This window comes from Chromobacterium sp. FG22, assembly GCF_057809415.1.
In genome coordinates this window covers 1-23,836 of sequence record NZ_JBMDJX010000010.1, presented here as the reverse complement: position 1 = coordinate 23,836, position 23,836 = coordinate 1, and the positions used below count along the sequence as shown (strand labels likewise).

At 63.7% G+C, this 23,836-nt stretch carries 20 protein-coding genes and 1 riboswitch; of the genes, 6 read left to right on the top strand and 14 right to left on the bottom strand.

Going from position 1 to position 23,836, the window contains the following annotated elements; genetic code table 11:
- Positions 1 to 13 precede the first annotated feature (13 nt).
- Positions 14 to 937: a LysR family transcriptional regulator gene (locus tag ACODSD_RS11690; protein WP_107799671.1), complete on the bottom strand. Its 924-nt coding sequence runs from the start codon at positions 935 to 937 to the stop codon at positions 14 to 16.
- Between the two features lie 95 nt (positions 938 to 1,032).
- Between ACODSD_RS11690 and ACODSD_RS11685 the strand changes: the two genes are divergently transcribed.
- On the top strand, positions 1,033 to 2,001 hold the full coding sequence (locus tag ACODSD_RS11685; RefSeq protein WP_488877442.1) for a bile acid:sodium symporter family protein: 969 nt from the start codon (positions 1,033 to 1,035) through the stop codon (positions 1,999 to 2,001).
- Between the two features lie 133 nt (positions 2,002 to 2,134).
- Here ACODSD_RS11685 and uvrB read toward each other — a convergent pair whose 3' ends face one another.
- Entirely contained in the window at positions 2,135 to 4,147 is a 2,013-nt protein-coding gene (gene uvrB / locus ACODSD_RS11680) for an excinuclease ABC subunit UvrB (protein WP_227108576.1), read from the bottom strand.
- A 223-nt stretch (positions 4,148 to 4,370) separates the two neighbouring features.
- Between uvrB and ACODSD_RS11675 the strand changes: the two genes are divergently transcribed.
- Complete coding sequence (locus ACODSD_RS11675; RefSeq protein ID WP_107799674.1) at positions 4,371 to 5,240, top strand: serine hydrolase; 870 nt, start codon at positions 4,371 to 4,373, stop codon at positions 5,238 to 5,240.
- 67 nt (positions 5,241 to 5,307) lie between these two features.
- Here the strand turns inward: ACODSD_RS11675 and ACODSD_RS11670 are convergent, their stop codons facing one another.
- The 7 genes from ACODSD_RS11670 to ACODSD_RS11640 form a co-directional block, all read right to left on the bottom strand.
- Entirely contained in the window at positions 5,308 to 5,835 is a 528-nt protein-coding gene (locus tag ACODSD_RS11670; protein WP_081550751.1) for a fimbrial protein, read from the bottom strand.
- Positions 5,836 to 5,901: 66 nt separating this feature from the next.
- On the bottom strand, positions 5,902 to 6,915 hold the full coding sequence (locus ACODSD_RS11665; protein WP_082158901.1) for a fimbrial protein: 1,014 nt from the start codon (positions 6,913 to 6,915) through the stop codon (positions 5,902 to 5,904).
- 30 nt (positions 6,916 to 6,945) lie between these two features.
- A complete protein-coding gene (locus tag ACODSD_RS11660; protein WP_227107851.1) occupies positions 6,946 to 7,680 on the bottom strand; it encodes a fimbrial biogenesis chaperone in 735 nt (244 codons plus the stop codon).
- Between the two features lie 16 nt (positions 7,681 to 7,696).
- Positions 7,697 to 10,120 carry a fimbria/pilus outer membrane usher protein gene (locus ACODSD_RS11655; protein WP_227107850.1) on the bottom strand — a complete coding sequence of 808 codons (2,424 nt, stop codon included), beginning with the start codon at positions 10,118 to 10,120 and terminating at the stop codon, positions 7,697 to 7,699.
- A gap of 311 nt (positions 10,121 to 10,431) precedes the next feature.
- On the bottom strand, positions 10,432 to 10,959 hold the full coding sequence (locus ACODSD_RS11650) for a fimbrial protein (protein WP_107799677.1): 528 nt from the start codon (positions 10,957 to 10,959) through the stop codon (positions 10,432 to 10,434).
- A gap of 356 nt (positions 10,960 to 11,315) precedes the next feature.
- A complete protein-coding gene (locus ACODSD_RS11645) occupies positions 11,316 to 11,666 on the bottom strand; it encodes a hypothetical protein (RefSeq protein WP_146176655.1) in 351 nt (116 codons plus the stop codon).
- A gap of 670 nt (positions 11,667 to 12,336) precedes the next feature.
- The gene (locus tag ACODSD_RS11640) at positions 12,337 to 13,269 is read right to left on the bottom strand and encodes an N-acetylmuramoyl-L-alanine amidase (RefSeq protein WP_488877441.1); all 933 of its coding nucleotides are present in this window, start codon (positions 13,267 to 13,269) and stop codon (positions 12,337 to 12,339) included.
- 263 nt (positions 13,270 to 13,532) lie between these two features.
- Here ACODSD_RS11640 and ACODSD_RS11635 point away from each other — a divergent pair, with 263 nt between their 5' ends.
- A complete protein-coding gene (locus tag ACODSD_RS11635; protein WP_474453745.1) occupies positions 13,533 to 13,874 on the top strand; it encodes a hypothetical protein in 342 nt (113 codons plus the stop codon).
- 220 nt (positions 13,875 to 14,094) lie between these two features.
- Entirely contained in the window at positions 14,095 to 14,955 is an 861-nt protein-coding gene (gene motA, locus ACODSD_RS11630) for a flagellar motor stator protein MotA (RefSeq protein ID WP_107799681.1), read from the top strand.
- Here motA and ACODSD_RS11625 read toward each other — a convergent pair.
- Genes ACODSD_RS11625 through ACODSD_RS11610 form a run of 4 tightly spaced genes read right to left on the bottom strand, consistent with a single transcriptional unit; the run spans position 14,939 to position 19,002 of the window.
- On the bottom strand, positions 14,939 to 15,895 hold the full coding sequence (locus ACODSD_RS11625; protein WP_488877440.1) for an ABC transporter ATP-binding protein: 957 nt from the start codon (positions 15,893 to 15,895) through the stop codon (positions 14,939 to 14,941). The two genes, motA and ACODSD_RS11625, sit on opposite strands and share 17 nt — an antisense overlap.
- Entirely contained in the window at positions 15,888 to 17,441 is a 1,554-nt protein-coding gene (locus ACODSD_RS11620) for an ABC transporter permease (protein WP_488877439.1), read from the bottom strand. The genes ACODSD_RS11625 and ACODSD_RS11620 overlap by 8 nt, the downstream gene beginning before the upstream one ends.
- Positions 17,441 to 17,989, bottom strand: a complete 549-nt coding sequence (locus ACODSD_RS11615; protein ID WP_107799684.1) for a GNAT family N-acetyltransferase — start codon at positions 17,987 to 17,989, stop codon at positions 17,441 to 17,443. Before ACODSD_RS11615 ends, ACODSD_RS11620 begins: the two co-directional genes overlap by 1 nt.
- On the bottom strand, positions 17,986 to 19,002 hold the full coding sequence (locus ACODSD_RS11610) for a thiamine ABC transporter substrate-binding protein (protein ID WP_253314456.1): 1,017 nt from the start codon (positions 19,000 to 19,002) through the stop codon (positions 17,986 to 17,988). The genes ACODSD_RS11615 and ACODSD_RS11610 overlap by 4 nt, the downstream gene beginning before the upstream one ends.
- A gap of 45 nt (positions 19,003 to 19,047) precedes the next feature.
- Positions 19,048 to 19,142: riboswitch (TPP riboswitch) on the bottom strand.
- Positions 19,143 to 19,291: 149 nt separating this feature from the next.
- Between ACODSD_RS11610 and ACODSD_RS11605 the strand changes: the two genes are divergently transcribed.
- Both ACODSD_RS11605 and ACODSD_RS11600 read left to right on the top strand, forming a co-directional pair.
- Positions 19,292 to 20,791, top strand: a complete 1,500-nt coding sequence (locus ACODSD_RS11605) for a DUF1800 domain-containing protein (RefSeq protein ID WP_488877499.1) — start codon at positions 19,292 to 19,294, stop codon at positions 20,789 to 20,791.
- Between the two features lie 13 nt (positions 20,792 to 20,804).
- Positions 20,805 to 21,983, top strand: a complete 1,179-nt coding sequence (locus ACODSD_RS11600; RefSeq protein WP_486635387.1) for a DUF1501 domain-containing protein — start codon at positions 20,805 to 20,807, stop codon at positions 21,981 to 21,983.
- Between the two features lie 50 nt (positions 21,984 to 22,033).
- Here the strand turns inward: ACODSD_RS11600 and ACODSD_RS11595 are convergent.
- A partial coding sequence (locus tag ACODSD_RS11595) for a calcium-binding protein (RefSeq protein WP_488877438.1) occupies positions 22,034 to 23,836 on the bottom strand: 1,803 nt, incomplete at its 5' end.

Here is a 23,836-nt window from a genome sequence, read left to right as displayed (position 1 = left end):
CGGCTCGGCGAGCTCAGCCACCCCAGGCGGCCGGCCGTGCCGCGGCGGCCAGTTCCTCGCGCATTTCCAGCGCCAGCTGCCACACTTTCCGCGCCAGCGGCGACAAGGAACGGTTGGGCCGTTTGATCAAGACGATGCGGCGCCTCTCCACCGGCAGCAAGGGCAATACGCTCAAGCCGCCGCCGGCGGGCGGCGGCATGGCCAGTCCCGGCGCGACGCTGAGGCCCAGGCCGGCCGCCACCATGCGGAACACCGACTGCGAGTGCCCCAATTGCTGCGCCACTTCGCAGGCCAGGCCGTGCCGGGCCAGCAAGTCGTCTATCAGCCGGCGGCTGCCCGAGCTGTGGTCCAGCAAGACCAGCGGCTGGCCGTCCAGTTGCGACCAATGCGCCGCGTCCTGGCCGGCCAAGGCGTGGTCGCTGCGGCACACCAGCCAGAAGTCGTCTTCCAGCAGGGGCTCGCTGTCCAGCGCCGCTGCCGCGTCGGGCTCCACCACCAGGCCGAAATCCACCTGTCCGCCCGTGACCGCGTCTATGTTCAGGCGCTGCACCTGGTCGTGCAACACCAGCTTCAGCTGCGGATAGCGCTGCCGGCACCGCGCGATCAACAAAGGCATCAGGCTGGCCGACAAGGTGGGGCTGCTGGCCACCCGCACCACGCCGTGCGCCTGCGCGCCCTCCATCCGGGCTTCGCCCAGCGCGTCCTGCAGCGCCTCCAGCACCCGCGTCAGCTTTCCCTGCAAACGACGAGCCGCGGCGGTGGGCTCCACCTCGCGCGTGGTGCGGTCGAACAAGCGCAGATCCAGAGCCTGTTCCAGCTCCCGCACCGCGCGGCTGACCGCCGGCTGGGTCAGGCCCAACGCGTCGCCGGCGCGGCTGAAGCCGCCCAGCTCGATCACGGCCTGGAACACTCGCAGTTGGCGCAAAGTCACATTCATATCAATTACTCATCAATTGATCAGATAAATGCATTTGTATTCTCAATTGAGCTGCGGTTCAATAGCGGCATCCCTTGCCATCGCCGCATCGCCCCATGCCCAAACTACTCGACGCCTTCACGCTGTCCCTGCTCGCCACCGTCGCGCTGGCCACCGCGCTGCCCTGCTCCGGCGATGTCGCCGCCGTCTTCAACCTCGTCACCAATCTGGCGATTGCGTTGTTGTTCTTTCTGCACGGCGCCAAATTGTCGCGCGAGGCGGTGCTGGCCGGCGCCGCGCATTGGCGGCTGCACCTGGTGGTGCTGAGCTGCACCTTCCTGCTCTTCCCCGCGCTCGGCCTGGCCTTGCGGCCCGTCTTGCAGCCCCTGCTGACGCCGGAACTCTATCTCGGCGTTCTCTATCTGTGCATGCTGCCTTCCACCGTGCAATCGTCCATCGCCTTCACCTCCATGGCGCAAGGCAATGTGCCGGCCGCCATTTGCAGCGCCACCGCTTCCAACATCCTGGGCATCTTCATCACGCCGCTCCTGGTCAGCCTGCTGGTGGTCAAGCACCACGGCGTCGGCCAGGGTTGGGGGCCGGTTCTGGACATCGTGATGCAGTTGCTGCTGCCCTTCATCGCCGGCCAGATCGCCCGTCGCTGGATAGGCGGCTGGGTGGACCGCAACAAGGGCTTGCTGCGCTATGTCGATCAGGGCTCCATTCTGCTGGTGGTCTATACCGCCTTCAGCGCCGCGGTGATCAGCGGTCTGTGGCGACAAACGCCGCCGCAGGCGCTGGCCGCGCTGCTGCTGGTCAACCTGGTCTTGCTGGGCCTGCTGCTGGCCATCACCCTCTTGCTGAGCCGCAAGCTGGGCTTCTCTCGCGCGGACCAGATCACCATCGTGTTCTGCGGCTCCAAGAAAAGCCTGGCCAGCGGCGTGCCCATGGCCAAGGTGTTGTTCGCCGCGCCGGCGCTGGGTTCCATCGTGCTGCCGCTGATGCTGTTCCATCAGATCCAGCTGATGGCCTGCGCGGCCTTGGCGCAGCGCTACCGCCGCCGGCTCGCGGAGGACGCGCGCTGAAAAGACAACGCCCCGCTCGGAATCGAGCGGGGCGTCTCGCGGACAAGATCGGACAAGGCAGGGCCTGTCGGCAGGAAACCCCGCGACTCGTCGTGCAAGGCTTCACACAGCGCAGCAGATTATGAACAGGCTCTTACAGCTCGTTGATCCAGGCCTGTTCTTTTAGATGCTTGAGCTGGTCGCGCAGGCCGGCCGCCTTTTCGAACTCCAGATTGCGCGCGGCCTCCATCATTTCCTTCTCCAGACGCTTGATTTCCTTGGCCAGGGACTTTTCGTCCAACATCGCCACGCGGGCCTTGTCCACCAGCTTCTTGCGTTCGTCCTCCACGCTGTAAACGCCGTCGATGATGTCCTTGATCTTCTTCTGCACGCCCTTGGGCACGATGCCGTGCTCGGCGTTGAAAGCCATCTGCTTGGCGCGGCGGCGCTCGGTTTCGTCCATCGCCCGCTTCATGGAATCGGTGATGCGGTCCGCGTAAAGCAAGGCCCTGCCGTTGAGGTTGCGCGCGGCGCGGCCTATGGTCTGGATCAGAGAACGGTCCGAACGCAGGAAGCCTTCCTTGTCCGCGTCCAGGATGGCCACCAGGCTGACTTCCGGAATATCCAGGCCTTCGCGCAGCAGATTGATGCCGATCAGCACGTCGAACACGCCCAAGCGCAGATCTCGGAGGATTTCCACCCGTTCCACAGTATCGATGTCGCTGTGCAGATAGCGCACCTTGATGCCGTGCTCGGTGTAGTAGTCGGCCAGTTGCTCGGCCATGCGCTTGGTCAGCGTGGTCACCAGCACCCGTTCGCCGCGTTCCATGCGCAGACGGATTTCGGACAAGAGATCGTCCACCTGGGTGGCTACCGGCCGTACCTCCATCTCCGGGTCCACCAGGCCGGTGGGACGCACCACCTGTTCCACCACCTGGCCGGCGTGTTCTTTCTCGTAGTTGGCCGGGGTGGCGGACACGAACACGGTTTGCGGCATCAGCAATTCGAATTCGTGGAATTTCAACGGCCGGTTGTCGGTGGCAGACGGCAGGCGGAAGCCGTACTCCACCAGATTGGCCTTGCGCGCGGCGTCGCCCTTGTACATGGCGCCCACCTGGGGCACGGTGACATGGGATTCGTCGATGAACATCAAGGCGTTCTTGGGCAGGTAATCGATCAGCGTCGGCGGCGGATCGCCGGGGCCCCGGCCGGAGAAGTGTCGGGAATAGTTTTCGATGCCTTTGCAAAAGCCCATCTCGTACAGCATTTCCAGGTCAAAACGGGTGCGCTGCTCCAGGCGCTGAGCCTCCACCAGCTTGCCCTCTTTCTGATACCACTCCAGGCGCGCGCGCAGTTCTTCCTTGATGTGCTCGCAGGCGCGCAGCACGGTGTCGCGCGGCGTCACGTAGTGGCTGGAGGGAAACACCGTGAAGCGCCCCACCCGCTGCTTGGTCGTGCCGGTCAGGGGATCGAACAGGGTCAGCGTTTCCACTTCGTCGTCGAACATGCTGACGCGCAGCGCGGTGTCGCTGCTTTCCGCCGGATAGATGTCGATCACATCGCCGCGCACGCGGAAGGTGCCGCGGCCGAAATCCATATCGTTGCGATCGTACTGCATGGTGGCCAGCCGGCTGATGATGTCGCGCTGCGCCAGCGTCTCCCCTTCCTTCAGATGCAGAATCATCTGATGGTAGTCGGAGGGGTCGCCAATGCCGTAAATGGCGGAGACGGTGGCGACGATGATGCAGTCCGGCCGTTCCAGAATGGACTTGGTCGCCGACAAGCGCATCTGCTCGATGTGCTCGTTGATGCTGGAATCTTTCTCGATGAAAAGATCGCGGCTGGGCACATAGGCTTCCGGCTGATAGTAGTCGTAGTAGGACACGAAATACTCGACGGCGTTTTCCGGAAAGAACTCGCGCATCTCGCTGTAGAGCTGCGCCGCCAGCGTTTTGTTGTGCGCCATGATGATGGCCGGGCGTCCGCTTTGGGCGATGACGTTGGCCATGGTGTAGGTTTTGCCGGAACCCGTGACCCCCAGCAAGGTCTGGTAGGACAGGCCGTCGCCCAGCCCTTCCAGTAATTGGACGATGGCGCCGGGCTGATCGCCGGCCGGTTCGAATGGTTGATGCAGTTTGAACGGACTGTTGGGATAGGTGCGCAGCATGGGTCGAGACATCGGAGGAGATAGCCTGATTCTACGCGGTTCGCCCCCGCTTCACACCCCCGATGCGCCTGCATATAAAAAAGCTGCGATTCAGGCTATACACAGTCAAAACATTGTTTAAAATACAGTTAGACCGAGCATAAAACACGGCTTGCGGCGCAAACGCCGCGAGCCTATTTTTCGGTCCGCGATTCGTTAATATCCGCTCTCCCTGGAGTGAAGCATGATCAAGAAAATTGCAAGCCTGCTGGTATCCGCGGCGTTAGCCATGCCGGTGCTGGCAGGTGCGCCGTCCAGCGTGATGGTGGCCTCGCAGATGGCCGACCTATCCGTTCCGCGGCTGAATTCGCATTCGGTATTGGTGCTCAACGGCATCACCGGCGAACCCTTGTACCAAAAGAACATCCACCAACGCATGCCCATCGCCTCCATCACCAAATTGATGACGGCCATGGTGCTGCTGGATTCCGGCGCCTCGCTGGATCAGGAGGTGACGGTATCCGACGCCGAAATAGACCGGGTGAAAAACACCTCCTCGCGCCTGGCGGTGGGCACCACCCTCAGCCGCAAGGAAATGCTGCTGCTGGCGCTGATGTCGTCGGAAAACCGCGCCGCCGCCACGCTGGCCCGCACCGCCTTGCCGGGCGGCAGCGCCACCTTCGTGGAACGCATGAACCGCAAGGCCCGCAGCCTGGGCATGAGCGAGACCATCTTTTACGACGCCACCGGTCTGGACATGCGCAACACCTCCACCGCCGCCGACCTGGCCCGCATGGTCCGCGCCGCGCACGGCTATCCGCTGATCCGCGCCTTCACCACCACGGAGAAGCACCAGATTCAATCGGTGAGCCGCCGCGTGCTGCAATACAAGAACAGCAACGCGCTGGTGCGCGAAGGCGACTGGGAGATTTCCCTGCAAAAAACCGGCTACATTCAGGAAGCCGGCCGCTGCATGGTGTTGCAGGCCACCGTGGGCTCCCAGCCCTTGATCATCGTGTTGCTGGCCGCCGGCGGCAGCGCCGCCCGCGTCAACGACGCCAGGAGCATCAAAACCTGGCTGGAGGCGCATCCCGGCAGCTGGCTGGCCGGCTGAGTCCGCCGCCTCCAAACGAAAACGGCCCTTCCGCCATATGGCGGAAGGGCCGTTTTCATGCATGCGCTTACATATAGCGCAAGTCGAACTGAGCCAGGCCGTTGGCCGAGCCCGGCTTGATGCCGCCCTCCTGCCCTTGTGGCACCGGCGCGCGGGTGGATTCGTACATCGCGTTGAAACGCAGGGTGTTGCTGCCGTTGGTCAAGCCCACCAGCGGCGAATACTGGCCCAGCACGATGTCGCCGCCGCCCGGTCCCATCAGGCGGATGCCCACGCCGGCGGCGCTGCCGTTGATCGCCATCAGTTCGCCGTTGTCGCGGTCGGCCTCTCCGTTGAAACGCACCGCCACCGTGGTCATGGTGTCGATGGAGCACTCGGTCAGCCGGATATCGAAGGACACCGGGCGGGAACGGTCGCCGATCTTGCGGAACATCTGCGAGGACACCAGACCCATGCCCACTTCCAGGCTCTGCGAGTTGGGATCCAGACCGCAGGCGCTCAACACCAGTTCGCCAAAAACGTTCAAGGTGCCGTCCGCCGCCTGCGCCAACGGCGCCGCCAGCGCCAAAGCCAGCACCATCGCCTTGAATTTCATTGCTCCACTCCTTACGCCAATTCAGTTCGCCGTCTCGCCGCCCTCATACCAAAGGGCTCGAGCCGCTCAGATATAATCCAGATCGATATTGACCGTGCCCTGGAACGGGCCTTCTTCCACCTTGCCCATATTGGTGGGGACGATGGTGGCGAACATCGGCACGGTTTTCTGACGGTCGCCCTTGAAAAACTCCGCCAGGAACTCCGACTGCTCCAGCCGCAGCTGACGTCCGTCGCCGTAAAACAGTTGCAAGCCAAGCCCGCTATCCGAGTTGTCCTTCTTTTTCACCAAAGTGGCGGTATAGGTATCCGCCTTGCCGTTGATTCCGCGGAAATAGCCGTTGACCTTGACCGGATCGTCGCAGGTTTTCTCAAGCTTCAGGGCAAAGTCCCTGCGCGGCACCGCCGGGTTGAGCCCCTTGACGGTTTTGGCGATTTTGCCGAAGTCCAAAGCATTGCTGGCCGGATTCAGGCTGACCTTCACCGCGCACTGGATGAAACGGATCTTGTCCAGCCCGGTCACCTTGTAAACCAGATTGCTGCCCTTGATGTCGTTGATCCCGCCGACCCCGTCGAACTGCAAGACTTCAAACTGCGACTTGCCGACGCTCCCATTGCCGGGATACGGCGTCTTGGTGGCGATCACCACCTGGAAGCTCAAGGAAAAATCCGTTGTCGGGCACTGATTCAATGCGATATTGGACGGGCACTTCGGAATGACCTGACCCGTCGCAATCCGCAGATTGGGGTCGAAATTGGGGCGCCCGTTATACATCACGCCAAACTGCACCCCCTGCGGAGAACTGTCCTTGCGCGGGTTAGGATAGAAGAACACCTCCTCCGCCTCCCGCAAGCCATTATGGTCTTTGTAGCAAGAGACATTGACCGTGCGCACCGAGGAGTGCCAGATGATCTCGCCACTTGGCAGGGTGATGGGCACCGCCACCGTGGAGCCTATGTCCTCGGTAATCATCACGCTGCCATTGCGCCCCCCTTCCTTGCACGCCAAAGCGTGGCTCAAGGCCGGCAGCATGGCCAGCGCGGCCATCAATAGCAAACGCGGCAAACGACGATTCAACATGGGCTCTCCCTGCGCTGTGCGCCTGCGGAATTATTTCTTGTCTTCGCGGTACTGGCACTGGCCGTCCGCGCAAACGAAGGTAAAGGTGTCCTGAGCGCCGAAATCATTGATATTGCTCAGCTTCAGACTGGCCGGCAGCGCCTTCAGCGCAAAACGGGCCTCGCCCTTGGGCGGCACCATCAGGCCGTCCATATCGCGCGGCTTCTTGTCGCCCGGCAGTTCCAAGCCCACCAGGGTCAGGTGATAGGGGCTGGGGTTCTTGAACACCAGCTTGCCGGCGGCGGCGTCAAAGCTCAGCTGCAGCTTGTTGGCCGGGTTTTCGCCGCGCGGCAATTGCGCTTCCTTGGGACGGTAGAACACCTTGATGCGCGACTTGATCGCCAGTTGCAGCACATTGTCCTTATCGCTCTTGGGCGGGACTTCCTGCACGTTCAGATAAAACAGCGACTCCCGATCGGACGGCAGGCTGGGGTCGGGAATGCGGCTCAAGCGCACCACGCCCTTCTCGCCGGCCTCGATGCGTTGCAGCGGCGGCAGCACCAGGAAGGGGGAAGCCAGGCGCTTGCCCTCGCCGTCGCTGAGCCAGGATTGAACCAGATAAGGTTGCTCCGGGTTCTTGTTGCTCAGCACCATGCTGACGTTCTTGTCCTGCTCCAGATAAATCATCCGGGTGCGGTCCAGCAGGATGTTGGCCTGCGCCGCCAGCGGCGCGGTCAGCGCGGCCAGCACGCCCGCCAGCCCCAGTGCGCGATGAAACGTTTTCATATCGATTCCTTATTCTTTATTCTGCGAGAGGCGCGCACACCATGTCGCGACTGCCCTGGCTCAGCTCGTAATCGGCCGGCAGCGGGTCCACGCGGCAACGCGTCTTGCCCCAGGAGATTTCCAGCTTGGGCGTCGGGCTCAAGCCGGTGACGAAGGTCAGACCGCCGTCGCCCACCATGCCGACGTCGCGCTTGCCGGCCACGTCGCTGACGGTGGCGCCCAAAGGCGGCATTTTGCCATCCGGCAGCCGCACCGTCAGCAAGGCCTTGCGTCCGACCTTGACCGGGAACTCGGTGCGCCCCACCGCGCCTTCGGTCAACACCACGCGGCGCACCGCGGAACTGGCCTCCACCGAATCCGGCATATTGTCGTCGTCCAGGCGCACGTCCTGGCTGTAATACGGCGCCACGCTGCTCAGCATCGCGTAGCCGTTGCGGTCGGTCTGCGCCGACACGCCGTAGACCGGCACGCCGGCCACGCCGTCGGTGTCCACCAGCATGCGGGTTTCGCCGCCGTAGCTATTGCCCATGGTCAGGCCCCCGGCGTGCAGCACCAGCGAGCTGCCCAAGCCCGCGGACAGGCTGCTGTAACCGCCCTGCTGCTTGCTGGCCGAGACGTCGGCCTGCATGACGCGGCCGGTGTAATGATAGTCGCCGGACACCAAGGGCTTGCCGGAACGGGTGTCCGCGCTCATCGCCACGTTGTAGCTGTGGTTGGGGTTGCTGCTGTCCGAGTAACGGACGGTGTGATTGGTGTTGCCGGCGCTGCCCTGCACGTCATAGCCGATGCGGCGGTTGTTCTCCAGCGGCATGCTCAAACCCAGGTAGACGCGGTTGCTGCTGCCGGTCTGGTCGCGCAGGTTCTGCACCGACAGATTGAGGCTGACGTTGCGCAAGGAACCGATATTGACGTCGCGGCTCAGCGACAGATCCACGCGCTGGGTGGCGGTGGCGTTCCAATAAGTGGACTTTTCAGCCGACAGAAACACATTGGTCTGGCCAAAGGTCTTGCTGGCGGTCATGCCCACCCGCTGTTTGTCGCTGATATAGTTCTGGCCGTCCAGATCGCTGAGGAATTGGCCGAAGGAACGGAAGTTGCGGTCCGAGAAGCGGTAGCCGAACAGACGGATGTCCGCGTCCAGGCTTTCAAACTTCTTGGCGTAGTTGAAACGGTAAGAACGGCCGGCCATATTCAGGCCGCCGCGCAATTGGGCGTTGGCCTGGGTCACGTCGGCGGACAAAGCGCCCCAGTTGCCGAGATCCTTGGCGAAGCCCATCGCCAGCGAACGGTAGTCGGCGGACGCGATGAAGCCGCTGTACAGCGACAAGGTCTGCGTCAGGCCGTAGGACGCCTCGGCGCTGGCCACGTTCGGGTGCGACGCGCTGCCGTTCTGATCCGCCTGGCCGATGGCCGCCTTGTAACGCCACATACCGTTGCGCGTCAGGAAGGGCACCGAGGCGGTATTGACGGTGAAGGTCTGCTGGCTGCCGTCCGCCTCCTCCACGGTCACATCCAGCTGCCCTTGCGTGCTGCTGTTCAGATCGCGGATGGAAAACGGGCCCGGCGGCACATTGGTGGTGTACAGCACCCGCCCTTGATTGCGGATGGTCACCTTGGCGTTGGTCTTGGCCACGCCGTTGACCTGCGGCGCGTAGCCGCGCAGGCTTTGCGGGATCATGCGGTCGTCGCTGTTCAGCGTGGCGCCGCGCATGGAGAAGGCGTCGAAAATCTCGGAAGTCTTGAAGACTTCGCCCAGGGTCAGACGCGCCTGCATGCCGCGCAGATCGCGATACACCTGGGTATTGTTCCAGCTCAGACGGCTGCGGTTAGTCGCGCTGTCGTCGTACTGGTAATTGGAGCGCAGCCTCCAGGGGCCGGCGTTGGCGCCGGCCACGCCGTAACTGGTGGTCTTGCTGCTGCTGGCGCCAAGACCGTTGTCGGTGCGCTGATAGAATACGCGGTAATCCAGCATCGCGGCCGGCACGCCGTCGTTCCAGGTCTCCGGCGGCGCGTAGTCTTCATCGCGATACGCCAGTTCCGCCTGCGGCACCGAGATGTCCAGGCGCGCGTTGCTCTTGCTGTAGCGTACTTTTGCGGCGCTGACCGCCGACAAATCGACGCACTGCTCGTTCTGCGGCCAGACAATGCCGGAGCGCAGGCCCAGCTGGCGAATCAAATCCGGCGGCAAACACGGGCGCACGGTCTGATCCGCGCCTTCCGGGCGGAAATCCAGCTCCAGCTGCTGCAAAAAGCGCTGGTTCAGATACACATCGGCGATATAGCGGCCCGGCACGATATAACCGGCCTGCTCGAACTGCTCCAGGCTCACGCTGCTGCTCGGGTCCAGCTGCAAAAAGGCGTCGTTGAACTCCACCGCATGCGCAATGCAAGGGCCCAGCGTCAGCGCCACTGCCACAATGTAAATGCGATGCTTGTTCATGCCTGCCGATATCCCGATTTAAGTGCGCGCCGCCTGCGGCAGCCTGGCCCAAAACACACCGTCGCGTCGAAGCGCGCCGGCCTTGAATCTGTCCCGTCAGGCAATGACGAAGCCGCGCCGCTTGTCAGGCGCAGGGGTATGCCTTGGGGGAATGCTTGCAGATGACTATCCTCATGCCCTGGTTTGCAGACTACTCATTGCTGACAGCGGACAAACCAGGCCAGACCATCGCCTAAGCGATGAGACCTTCAGGGCACAAGGAAACAGGAGCCGGAACCTTGCTTGGTTCCGTTATTGAATCGAACTGCGGATTACTTGTACTGCAGATCGAATACGGCGAAGGCATCCGCTTGACCCGGGGTCACGGTTACGGCGTCGCCGGCTTTGGCGCCGTCGGCTTCGTATGCAGCGCTGAAGTTCAGGGTGTTGTTGCCGTCAACCAGGTTCAGGGCGGTGCCGTACTGGTTCAGCTTGATCTGGTCGCCGTTGTTGGTGTTCACCAGACGAACGCCCACGCCTTTGGCGCCGCCGCTCTTCAGAGCCATCAGTTCGTTGTTGGAGCCAGCGGTGCCGGAGAACATCACAGCCACGGTCTTCAGCGTGGTGGTGGTGCAGTCGGTCAGGGTCATTTGGAACGGGGTCGGAGCCGAACGGTCGCCCACTTTCTTGAATACATGGGTCGGCACTTTGCCCAGACCCACTTCCAGGTTCACGCTCTTGGAATCCAGGCCGCAAGCTGCGGTAACGATTTCGCCCTTAACATCCAGGGTGCCGGCGGCGGCGAAAATGGAAGAAGCGGCAACAGCCATCAGGGAACCAGCAAATACAAATTTTTTCATTCTTGACTCCGACTAGGGTAATCATTCTCAAACCGCACAGCAGCCTCGCATGCCGCGTCGCGGACCATCCGCCAGTGCTGACCTGCAGTACTGGAACGCAGACGCATAGTATCAAGCGGAACCATTGCGTAGATTTTTTTGTTTCATATTAAATTTTTTCTTTAAAATCTATGCAAAAACACGCCTCGTCGACTTTAAACGATTTGATGAATCAATCTTGAATATTTGTTTTATTTCAGGGGTTTGTTAAGGATTGAGCGATATTTGCAATAAAACAACACTTCAAATAAAGAAAACCCACTCAGTCAATGCTGAATGGGTTTTTTGCTGATTTATTGAGCAGGTTTGGACTGCAATCAGAAGTAATTGACCACTAGGTTCACCGCGCCGGCCCGGGCGGTGGCGCTCCGCAGCAAATCGCGGCTGCTGAACTGGTTCTCGCCTTTGCGCACGTTCAGGCTGGCGATCTTGCCTTGCTGGGCGGCGGCTTCGCTATCCAGCGTCAGCTTGGCCGGGCTGGCGCATTGATTGAGTTCGAGAGCCGGCTTGGCGCGGGCCGCGTCGGCGCTGGCCACTTCGTGAGTTTGGGCGCTGCAGCCGCCTTCAACGATGGCGCCGTAGAAATGGACTTGGCCGCCTTGGGCCATTGCTGCGGTAGAAAGAGCGGAAAGCAGGGCTGCCAGTCCAAGTGCGTGCAGACGTTTCATTTTCGACCTTCCTTTCCAAATCCCGCAATTAGTAAGCAATCACTTTTAGGTTTCGGCTTTTTTTATAAGCTCAACCAGTTCAATTGCATTCTAGTACAAGTGGCATTTAAATTGAAAGGGCTATTTGATAGTTTTTATTACAAATTATTTTGTTTTAGAAATAAGTGTTTCTTACTAATAAATGCTTGTTTATGCAGAAAGTGCTTAATAACTCTAAATGACGCCGTCTGATTATCGTTATGGCACAAACTAAGCGCGGCCGCCCACCCTCCTTGGCCGGCATGGCCGGCCGCCCGACGGACGGACGGACGGCGACAAAAAAGGGACGGCTAGCCGTCCCTTGGTTCCGCCGGCCTGAGCGCCGGCGAGGATGAAACCTGATAAGCATCTGTTCAATGCCCCGCGAACAAGGGCGAGATCAAGACGAAAACGGCTGAGAAAGAGGAATGTTGGCGTGGCGTATGAGCAGGCCGAAGCGGTACTCACTGCGCCACGCCTCACGAAGCGCAGCAGACATTGAACAGGTTCTAAGAGCCTGTTCAATGTCTCGCGAGCAAGGGCGAGACAAGGCGAAAACGAGCGAAAAAGCGGAATGTACAAGTGGTACATGAGCATTTTGAGCTTGTTTTTAACGCCGTATCGCTGAAGCGCAGCAGACTTTGAACAGGTTCTAAGGCGTCAGCGGCCAGGTATCGCTGCCCTTTCCATTGTCCTTCTTCGGCGCAGCGGCCGGTTTCGAGCCCGGCGTCCGTCCCGGACGCGGCCGGTCGAAGTATTTTTCCAGCAAGGCGTCCAGGATCGCGGAAGTCTCGGCATCCGGCGCGCCGTCGTAGCGCGCAGGCCGGAAATGCATCTGAAAGGCCGCCACCACGTCCTGGCTCTCTTTGTCCAGCACGCCGGTTTGCGGCGCCTCGTAGCCGTAATCCAGCAAGCGTTTCTGCAGATCCCGCACGTCGCCGCGATAAGGCGCCCGGCGCAGGTAGAACTCGACCGCCTCGCGTTCCGGCCAGGCGCCGATATTGTAGTCGCGGTACAAACGCTCCCAGGGGAACTTCGGCCCCGGGTCCACCTTGCGTCCCGGCGACACGTCGGAATGCCCCACCACCTTGTGCGGCGGAATCTGATGCCGCGCGATGATGTCCGCCGCCAGTTGCGCCACCACCGAGACCTGCGCCTCATCGAAGTCGAACCACTGCCGCCGCATCAAGGGCAGTTCGTCCTCTTCCGGAGACGGATAGCCCAGGTTCACGATCTCGATGCCGATGGAGCTGGAGTTGATCAGCCGGTCCCCTTGCCAGTAACTGCGCCCGGCATGCCAGGCTCTGCGCTCCTCCGGCACCAATTGGTACACTTTGTTGGACATGCCCAGCAATGCGGCATCCGGCACCAGGTAGTGCGCGCTGGCGCCGTGCTGGCCCTGGGTGAGCATTTCCAGCGCCAGGCCGTTGGGCACGGCAGTGTAATGGAAGACCAGATTGCGTACTCTGGAATCCTGGTTTTCGGACTGCAGACTGGCGTCCACCCGATAGCTTTTGGCCGTCCCGGCAGCGCTGGCGCAAGCGGAACTCAATACGCTGGCCGCCAACGGCGCCAGCAGGGGCAAGGCCCCGCTCCAAGCCAAAATTCGTCTTCTACTGATCATTTTCCATTCAACCTTAGAGTCAAGCATGCGCGCGGACCTTTTCCCGGCGCACGCAGCAAAGGTAGAGTTTTTAAACTAATAAATAGTTCCAATTAAGATATTGGCATGATAAATGCCATTTAATTAACATGGAAATATCGTCGCTTGGCGCTCAAGCCTGAATCTAGGCTTGCCAGCCCTCCGATCCTGATTTAGATTGCGCTGCGATTCATGGGAAACGGGCATTGAGACTTTCTGCATTCAAATCCATCACCCGGCTGGCCCTGCTGCTGTTCATGCTCTGGCAGGCCTTGCCCTTGGCCAACGCCGCGGTTCACGCCGACGGCGCCCTTGGCCGCGCCGGTCCATCCTATGCCCTCGGCCACGGCACGGCCGCGGCGCAAGCGGCCAGCGGCGGCCACGCCCACTGCGCCGCCGAGTTGGGCGGATGCGGAGAATGCCAGACCCTGCCCGGCATGAGCCCGGCCATGGCGACGCATGCGGCGAGGCCTGGCTGGCCCGACTTCATCGCCGCCCTTCCCTCGCCGCCGCCGCCCAATCCGCCGCGTCGGCCGCCTCGCGTCTGAGAGCCGGTTCAAAGCCGGCCGCGCGCCGCGGCGCCTTGCACGGCTGACGCCGCGTCGAAATGCTCATGCGCCGCTTGCGCGCTCAGCCATCGCCACACCGACCGGCCGGACTTCGAGCCGGCCCCAGGCCTTCCGCCTTCTTTATCTCGCAGACCCGCCGCGTTCGCCGCGGCGACGCGCCAGACCGGCATCGGTCTGACTTTGCTTGGGACTACCACATATGAATGTAATCATCGGCTACCTCGTCGTGATCGGCATGATCTTCGGCGCCTTTCTGATCCACGGCGGCGCCATCGGCGCCATTCTCTCCGCGATGCCCACCGAGATGATGGCGATTCTGGGCGGCGCGCTGGGCGCCTTCATCGTCGCCAACCAGACCAAGAATCTGAAAGCGGTGGCGCGCGCGCTGCCCGCCGCGCTCAAGGGCTCGCGCCACAACAAGGCCCGCGCGCTGGACTTGCTGTGCCTGTTGTACGAACTGCAGGCCAAGGCGCGCAAAGAAGGGCTGATGGCGCTGGAAGCCGATGTCGACGCCCCCGGACAAAGCCCGGTCTTCAGCAAGTATCCGGCCATCGCTCAAGACCACCATGCGCTTAATTTCATCCGCGACTATCTGCGCATCATGGTCAGCGGCAATCTGAACGCCTTCGAAATCGAGAGCCTGATGGACGTGGAACTGGAAACCCACCACCAGGAAGGCATGGCGCCTATCGCCGCCATCCAGCGCCTGGGCGACGCCTTGCCGGCCTTCGGCATCGTCGCCGCCGTGCTGGGCGTGGTCAACACCATGGCCTCGGTCGGCGCGCCGCCGGCGGTGCTGGGCGGCATGATAGGCTCGGCGCTGGTGGGCACCTTCCTCGGCATCCTGCTGTCCTACGGCATGGTGTCGCCGCTGGGCGCGCTGCTGGAACAGAAGCTGGACGAGGACAGCAAGGAATTGCAATGCATCAAGACCGTGCTCTTGGCCGGCATGCAGGGCTATCCGCCGCCCAGCGCCATCGAGTTCGGCCGCAAAGTGCTGTTTTCCAGCGAACGCCCGGAATTCGAGGAAATGGAACAGCGCATCAAGAGCCTGCGCTGAACGGAATCAGGGCGGACGCGTCCACCCCCAACCCAAACTGGCCGCCAAGCCGCAGTTCCGCGCCCAGGCTCGCCGCCTCCCGCGCGGACAGGCTCAGGCTCAGCCGCCCCGCCTGCGCCGCCACTTCCACCCGGGCGCCGTCCGCCAGCCAGGTCAGCGACTCGATGCGCGCCGGCGGGTACTGCGGCCCCAGCCGCAGCGCGTGGCCCGGCACCACCGCGTGCTCCAGCACGTTTTCATAGCCGATGAAGCGCGCCAGCCACGCATTCGCCGGCCTGGCCAACAGCTGCGGCGGCGTCTCGCATTGCACGATGCGCCCCTGGCGCAGCACCGCGGCGCGGCTCGCCATCGCAAACGCTTCCTCTCTGTCGTGCGTGACCAGAATGGCCGGTATGCCGGACTCCGCCAGCAACTGCGCGAACTCCCCTTGCAACTGACCGCGCAAATGCGCGTCCAGGCTGGAGAACGGCTCGTCCAGCAGCAAGAGCCGCGGACGGGTCACCATCGCACGCGCCAGCGCCACCCGCTGTTGCTCGCCGCCGGACAAGGTCCAGACCTTGCGCCCTTGATAACCGCCCAGACCCAAACGCTCCAGCATCGCCGCGGCGGCGGCGGCGGCCTGGGCGCGGGACGATCCCCGTTCGATCAGACCGAACATCACATTGCCAAGCACGTCCAGATGCGGAAACAAGGCGAAATCCTGGAACATCAGCGCGAAGCCGCGCCGCTCCGGCGGCAGCCGGCTGATGTCCTCGCCGTTGAAACGAACCGCGCCGCCGTCCAGCGGCAGCAGGCCGGCGATGATTTTGAGCAAGCTGCTCTTGCCGCAGCCGGACGGTCCCAGCAGAGCCAGGGTCTCCCCGGCGGCCACCTCCAGCGACACGCCGTCCACCGCCACCCGCGCGCCGAAGCGCTTTTCAATTCCTATGAGCTCAAGCACGCCCGTCTCCTTTTCCCGGTTCCCCCGGTCTGGCCGCGCCGCTTTCAATCACGGCGAAAGCCAGCATCGCCAACACCATCAGCAGGCCGGACAACAGCATCGCCGCATCCGCGTTGGCCTGGCCCGGCCGGCCCAGCTTCTGATAAATCAAGGTGGTCAGGGTCAACCACTCCGGCCGTGACAGGAATAAGGTCACCGCGAACTCCCCCACCGCGGTGGCGGCGGCGAAGGCCAGCCCGCGCCGCAGCGCCGGCTGCAACAAGGGCCAGATCACCCGTCGGAACAGCCGCCAGGGCGAGGCCCCCAGGGAGCGCGCCGCCTGCGCCAGATGTTCCGGCATGCCGTCCAGCGCCGCGCCGGCGGCTTTGGCGACGAAGGGATAGGCCAGCAAGACGTAGGCTGCCAACAGCATGGCCAAATCCGCGCTCCAGCTCGGATAGAGCAGCAGCAAGCCAAACGCCACGCAGACCGGCGACACCACGAAAGGCAGAAAGGCCAGGGCCCGCAACCACAGCCAGCGCCCGGCGGCCAGCGCGTGGCACAGGCCCAGCAGGCCGGACAGCAATACGGTCAGCAAGGTGAAACGCGCCGAGTTGAACAAGGCCAGCCGCAATTCCTCGTCCCACAGTCCGGCCAGGCCGTCGAGCGCGGACAGCGCTTTCCACAGCACCGCCAGCAAGGGCAAGCCGGCGAAGATCAACAGAATGGCGAGGGCCGCCGTCAGCCAGGCGCGGTCCGTCCAGGTCCGCGCGGGCGCGGGGAGCAGCGGCTCACAGCGCGCCGGCACGCCCAAACGCGCCTCCAGCCAGGCGTAGACCGCGGCGACGCCGCCGGCCACCAGCAGGCTCAGCAAGGCCAGCGCGCCGGCGTCGGCCAGATTCAGCTCATACGCCACCAGCGTGTAAATCTCGACTTCCACCGTGGCGTAACGCTGGCCGCCCAGCAACAGCGCCAGGCCGAAGCCGGAGAAACAGTAGAGGAAGACCAAGCATAGATTGGGCAACAGCCAGGGCAGCGCCGCCGGCCATTCCACGCGCCAGAACGCGCGCCAACGCCCGGCGCCCAGGCTGCGGGCCGCGGCCAGCCGGCTGGCCGGCACCTGGGCGAAGCCATCGGCGGCCGCGCGGATCACCAGCGGCAGATTGAAGAACAGATTGCCGTACAGCAGCAGCCAGGGCGAATCCTGCAAGTTCAGCCCGCTCAAACCCTGAGGGCCGAACAGCGCCAACACGCCGACGCCGGCGACCAGGGTGGGCATCACGAAGGGCAGCATCAGCAGGCGCAGCGCCAGGCCGCGCCCGGCGAAGCGGAAGCGAGCCAGCGCCCACGCCGCCGGCACGCCGAGCAGCAAGGCCAGCGCGCAGGTCGCCGCACCCTGCAGCAGCGACCACATCATGCGCCAGCGCAGATAGGAATCGCTCAGCAAACCGAAGGACAGCGGCTCGCCGCCCTCCTTCAACAGCCGCGCCAACGGCGAAATAGACATCGCCAGCAAAAACAGCAAAGGAGGCGCCGCCAGCAACAGGCGGCTCCGACGGCTCAACATCAAAACGGCGTTCCCTTCAACGGCCAGCGGGCGGTCAACACATCCTCCACCCCGTCTTCATCCTCGCTTTGCCCCGCCTTGGCGAAGCCCAGATCCGCGGCCAAACATTGCGAAGGCAGATTGTCCGGCGCGATGGACAGCACCAGCCGCGGCGCGCCGGCCAGGGCCGCCCAGGCCCCCATCGCCAGCACCGCTTCGCGGGCATAGCCCTGGCGGCGATAAGCCGGGTAAATCGTGTAACCCAATTCCACGTCGCCGTAGTCGCCCAGATAAGGATGGCCGGGCAAGGAGTGGAAGTTGACGTGGCCGACCATCGTCAGATCGTCGCGGCGCAGCAAGGCGCGCACCGACCAGGGCGCGTAGTCGGGCTGGCGCTCGATGTCGTCCAGCCGCATGCTCATCAAGTCCTGCTCGTCCAACCATTCCGCCGCCAGCGGCGCGCCCAGCAGCTCGGCCGCCGTTTCCGGCTGACCGGCCAGACACAGCCACAGCGTCTGCGGGTCCAGATGGCGCAGCAACAGCCGCGGCGTTTCGATGTCCGGAATCATTGCCCGCCCTTCAACACTACTCGGGTCCAGCGCGCCACCCATTGGCGGGAGCGCTCGGCGATCGCCTTGCTGTCCGGCGTGTCGTGCGCGGCCGGCTGCTCCGCGAAACGATAGACCGGGTCCAAGCTCACCTTGTCCATCACCGGATACATCCACATGGTGGTGGTCACGTCCTTCTGCACCGCTTCGGAGCGCAGGAAGGCGATGAATTTCTCGCCCAGCGCCGCCTCCTTGCCGCCCTTGACCAGGGCCGCGCCCTCCACCTGGCGGAACACGCCGCCTTTCAAGGGCAGATTGCCGGTGGGCGCGTCGTTCAGTTTCTGTTTGCTGTAGAACACCTCGGCGGCCGGACTGGTCGCGTAGCTGACCACCAGCGGACGGCTGCCGCCGTTCTTGGAGAAATCGGTGTAGTAGGATTCGCTCCAACCCTTGCTGACCTTCAGCCCGTTGTCGCGCAAGCGGCCCCAGAAGGCGAAGGCCTTGTCCTCGCCCATGGCGGCGATGGTGGACAACATGAAAGCCAGGCCCGGGCTGGACGTGGCCGGATTTTGCACCACCAGCAGGTTCTTGTAGGCCGGCTTGCTCAAATCCTCCAGCGTCTTGGGCAGCGCCAGCTGGCGCTGGGCGAACCAGGCCTTGTCGTAATTGAGGGTGACGTAGCCGTAGTCTATGCTCACCGCGCCCGGCAAGGCGGCCTTGCCGCCCTGGGCCAGCGCCGCCGGCACCGGAGCCAGCACGCCGGCCTGCTGCGCCTTGCCGATCAGGCTGTTGTCGATGCCGAACACCACGTCGGCGATGGGATTGGCCTTGGTCAGAATCAGCTTGTTCAGCATCTCGCCGGCGTCCCCGGCCTTGATGATGGAGACCTTGGCGCCGTTCTGCTTTTCGAACTCGGCCAGCAAGGGCTTGGACACGGTGAAAGAACTGTGCGACAGCACCCGCAGCTCGGCCGCCGACGCGGCCAGGCTGGACGCCGCCAGCGCAACGGCTATCAAAGAGGAAAAGCGCTTCATGGATATCTCCGTACACGATAGTCCGGAGCAAGCGGAATGCGGGCCCTGGCCCGCGCATCACGCTCCCTCCGCTGGCATGACCCAGATCAGGTTGCAGGGTATTTTCTCAGCCCGCGCCGCGGGCACCCCTGGTGACAGCGCGCCAGTATACCGCAGCGGCCGCCGGCTGGCAGCCAACAATCCTTAACAGAGTGGGCCCGCGCCTTAACACGCCGATGACAAGCGCCTTCTAAGCTGAATGCATGCTTACGCCCGCTCCGGGCGCGTTTGGAGACCATGCTTGAACCCCATGCCCACCCTTGGCCAGCCGCCGACTAGAGCGGCCGAGGCCATCCGCTTCACCGCAAAAACCGCGCTGGGGCTCCTGCTGGCCGCGCTCAGCCTGCCCGCGCTGGCCCAGGCCGGCATCGGCGTCGCCGGCGCGCGTCATTTGCTGTCCCGCACCGGCTTCGGCGCCAACCCGGCGCAAATCGCCGTGTACGCGCCGCTGAGCCGCGAAGCCGCGGTGGATCGGCTGCTGGCCAATAGCCAGGCCAACGCCGCCACGCCGCCGCCGTCCTGGGTCGACGAAGCCTTCGAGCGGCCGGGGCAGCCCAATTTAGACGAAGAGGCGAAAAAGGCGCTGCAAAAGCTGCGCGCCGAGCACGCGGTGGAATTGCGCGGCTGGTGGCTGAACGAGATGCGCTACACCTCGTCGCCGCTCAGCGAAAAAATGACCCTGTTCTGGCACAACCACTTCGTCTCCGCGCTGGACAAGGTGCGCTCGCCCCAACTGATGTATCGGCAAAACGTCTTGCTGCGCCAGTACGCGCTGGGCAACTTCGGCGCCATGCTGCACGCCGTCGCCCGCGATCCGGCGATGATGCGCTATCTGGACACCGCCAATAACCGCAAGGGCCAGCCGAACGAGAACTTCGCGCGCGAGGTGATGGAGCTGTTCACCCTGGGCGAAGGCCATTACAGCGAACAGGACATCCGTGAAGCCGCGCGCGCCTTCACCGGCTGGGGGCTGGATCGCGACGAGCGCTTCGTCAACCGTCCGCGCTTGCACGACGACGGCGACAAGCTCGTCTTCGGCCAGCGGGGCGACTTCAACGGCGACGATGTCTTGGACCTGCTGCTGCGACAGCCGGCCACCGCCGAGTTCATCGCCGCCAAGCTGTGGAAGGCCTTCGTCTCGCCCAAGCCGGATCCGGCCGCCGTCAAGCGGCTGGCCGCCGGCTTCCGCAACAGCCGCTACGAAATCAAGCCCTTGCTGCGCGCGCTGCTGTTAAGCCCGCAGTTCTGGAGCAGCCAGGGCCAGTTGGTGAAATCGCCGCTGGAGCTGACCATAGGCACCCTGGTCACCTTCGACCTGAACCCGCCGGACTGGCGCGCGCTGGCCGGGCTCAACCGTCAGTTGGGCCAGGACGTGTTCGCGCCGCCCAACGTCAAAGGCTGGCCGGGCGGCGAGGCCTGGATCAACAGCGCCACCTTGCTCAGCCGCAAACAGTTCCTGGACCGCATCGCCCGCGACGCCGCGCCCGCGCGCAACGCCTTTGCGCTGCCGGACGGCGGCATGGACGAAATGAAGGGACGCGAGGCGCGCATCAACCGGCTGGCGGCCGCCGGCCTGCGTTCCATCAGGCTGCAGCCGGATGAATGGAGCGCCATCTACCAAATCCGCAGCGCTCAGGACGCCGCCAAGCTCTTGCTGGCCTTGCCGCCGGCCAATCCCCTGCCCGAATCCGACAGCGGCGCGCAAGCCATCGCCCCGCTGCTGCTGGACCCGGTTTATCAAGTTCACTGACGGAAACCCAGCCATGTTCCAGCGACGACAATTTCTCAAAGCCATGGCCGGCGGCCTGATGGTGTCCGTGCTGCCCAATCTGAGCTGGGCGCTGGCGCCGGCCGGCTATCAACGCCTGTTGGTGCTGATCGAACTCAAGGGCGGCAACGACGGCCTCAACACCGTGGTGCCCTACGCCAGCGCCGACTATTACCGGCTGCGCCCCGGCATCGCGATTCCCCGCGACCAAGTGCTGCCGCTGGACGAACGCCTGGGCCTGCATCCGGCCATGACCGGCCTGCGCCCGCTATGGCAGCAGCAGGAGCTGGCGGTCTTGCAAGGGGTGGGTTATCCCGATCCCAATCTGTCCCACTTCCGTTCCATCGAGATTTGGGAAACCGCATCCAATAGCCAGCAATACCTGAGCGAGGGCTGGTTGACCCGATTGTTCCGCGAGCAGCCGACGCCGCGCGGATTCGCCGCCGACGGCGTGGTGTTGTCCAGCCAGGCGCTGGGCCCGCTGGACGGCGGCGCCCGCGCGGTGGTGCTGAGCAATCCGCAAGACTTCGCGCGCCAGGCCAAACTGGCCGCGGACCAAGGCCATGCCGGCAGCGGCGCGCTGGGCCACATTCTCAAGGTGGAGGGCGACATCCGCCAGGCCGCCGCCGAACTGAGCCAAGCCGCCAAACCCGTGGCCGCGGCGGATTCGCCGATGGCCGCGCCCCGGCCGGCCGGAGCCTTCGCCCAGGCCGTCGCGACTCTGACAGACACCCTGTCCCGCGGCGTATCCATCGCCGTGGCCCGCATCACGCTCACCGGCTTCGACACCCACGGCAACCAGCCGCCCACCCAGGCGCGGCTGCTGGGAGAGCTGGCCGACGGCATCGCCCTGCTGCGTACGCAATTGCAACAGCAGGGGCGCTGGGACGACACCCTGGTGCTCAGCTACGCCGAATTCGGCCGCCGCCCGCGCGAAAACGGCAACCGCGGCACCGACCACGGCACCGCCAACGTCCATTTCGCCGCCGGCGGGCGCGTGCGCGGCGGCCTGTATGGGCAAAGCCCGCAATTGGCCGGCGTCGACGACGGCAACCTGCCTTGCGCCATCGACTTCCGCCAGGTCTACGCCACCGCCATCCAGAGCTGGTGGGGCAAGGACGCCCACAATGTGCTGGGCGGCCGCTTCGCCCCCCTGCCCATTCTGAAGGTATGAAAAAAGCCGGCCCCTAGGGGCCGGCCGTCTACAGAGAACCACTCAGCGATTTACTTCCAGCTGGACGCCAACACCGGCTGCAAAGCCGCCTGATAGTTGTCCGGCAGGTTGACCTGGCCAGCGGCCGGCGGATTGAAGGCCGCCATCGCATTGACCAGCGCCTGCACCTGACTGGCCGCCAGGGCCTTGCCGTCGCCGGACTGGAGGGTCTCGATCTGGTTCGCGGCATTGCCGAACCAGTTGTTAATCGACACCTTGTCCTCAGTACCGATCACGCTGACCTCCAGGCTGGCGCCCTGACGCTTGAACCACAGCTGGTCGGCATTGACGCCCTGGCCGAACTTCAACACATCCTGGCCGCCGGTGTCGGTGATGCCGTCCTGGCCATCGCCGCGCTCGAACTGATAGGTGTCGTTGCCGTTGCCGCCCTCAAGCACGTCGTTGCCGCGGCCGCCGACCAACAGATCGTTGCCCTCGCCGCCGTACAAGGCGTCATGGCCGCCGTTGCCAACCAGCCAATCGTCAAGCGCGCCGCCGCGCAGGGTATCGCCCAGCTCGGTGCCCAACAAGGGCACCCCCTGCTTCATCAACTGATCGGCGGTCCACTTCGTGCCGGAAGCGAAGGTGATCTGTTCGATCCAGTACACCCGATCGGCAAACCAGTCCTTCACCGTCACGCTGTCCTGGCCGTTGACGTGGCGGAACACCATATCGTTGCCGCTGCGCAGCACCTGGATGTCGCTTTCCTTGATGCCCACACCGAACACCAACTCATCACGGTAGGCGTCGTTCACCGTCGGTGCATCCGCCTTGTCGATGATGACGTCCTGGCCATCGCCCAGATTGAACAGATAGGTGTCGCGCGCATAGCTGCCGGTCAGCGTGTCGTTGCCGGTGCCGCCTTCCAGCGTGTTGTTCCAGCCGTTCCACGCCGCGGTCAATTGATCGTTGCCCGCGCCGCCGCGCAAGGTGTCACCCTCAACGCGCCAGCCGCCGCCGCTGCCACCGATGATCACATCATCACCGTCTCCTCCTTCCAGCAGGTCGGCGCCATCACCACCGTACAGCGAGTCCTTACCGGCGCCGCCGCGCAGGGTGTCGTTACCCCCTTCGCCGAACAAACCGTCGTCACCATCGCCGCCTTCCAGCAGGTCGTTGCCGTTACCGCCGTACAGCGAGTCGTTGCCGCCGTTGCCCAGCATCCAGTCATCGACATTGCCGCCGCGCAGCGTGTCGCCCAACTCGGAACCGACCAGCGGCACGCCCTGCTTCATCAACTGATCGGCCGTCCACTTCACGCCGGAAGCGAAGGTGATCTGCTCGATCCAGTACACCCGATCGGCAAACCAGTCCTTCACCGTCACGCTGTCCTGGCCGTTGATGTGGCGGAACACCATATCGTTGCCGCTGCGCAGCACCTGGATGTCGGTTTCCTTGATGCCCACACCGAACACCAACTCATCACGGTAGGCGTCGTTCACCGTCGGTGCATCCGCCTTGTCGATGATGACGTCCTGGCCATCGCCCAGATTGAACAGATAGGTGTCGCGCGCATAGCTGCCGGTCAGCGTGTCGTTGCCGGTGCCGCCTTCAAACACGTTGTCGTAACCTCTCCATCCGGCAAACAACTGGTCGTTGCCGGCGCCGCCACGCAGGGTGTCACCCTCTACGCGCCAGCCACCGCCATCATTATTGCCGTAGATCACGTCGTCGCCGTCGCCGCCTTCCAGCAGGTCAGCACCGTTGCCGCCATTCAGCGTGTCGTTGCCTGCACCGCCGCGCAAGGTGTCGTTGCCTTCTTCGCCGAACAGACCGTCGTCGCCCGCCCCGCCTTCCAGCAGGTCGTTGCCGTT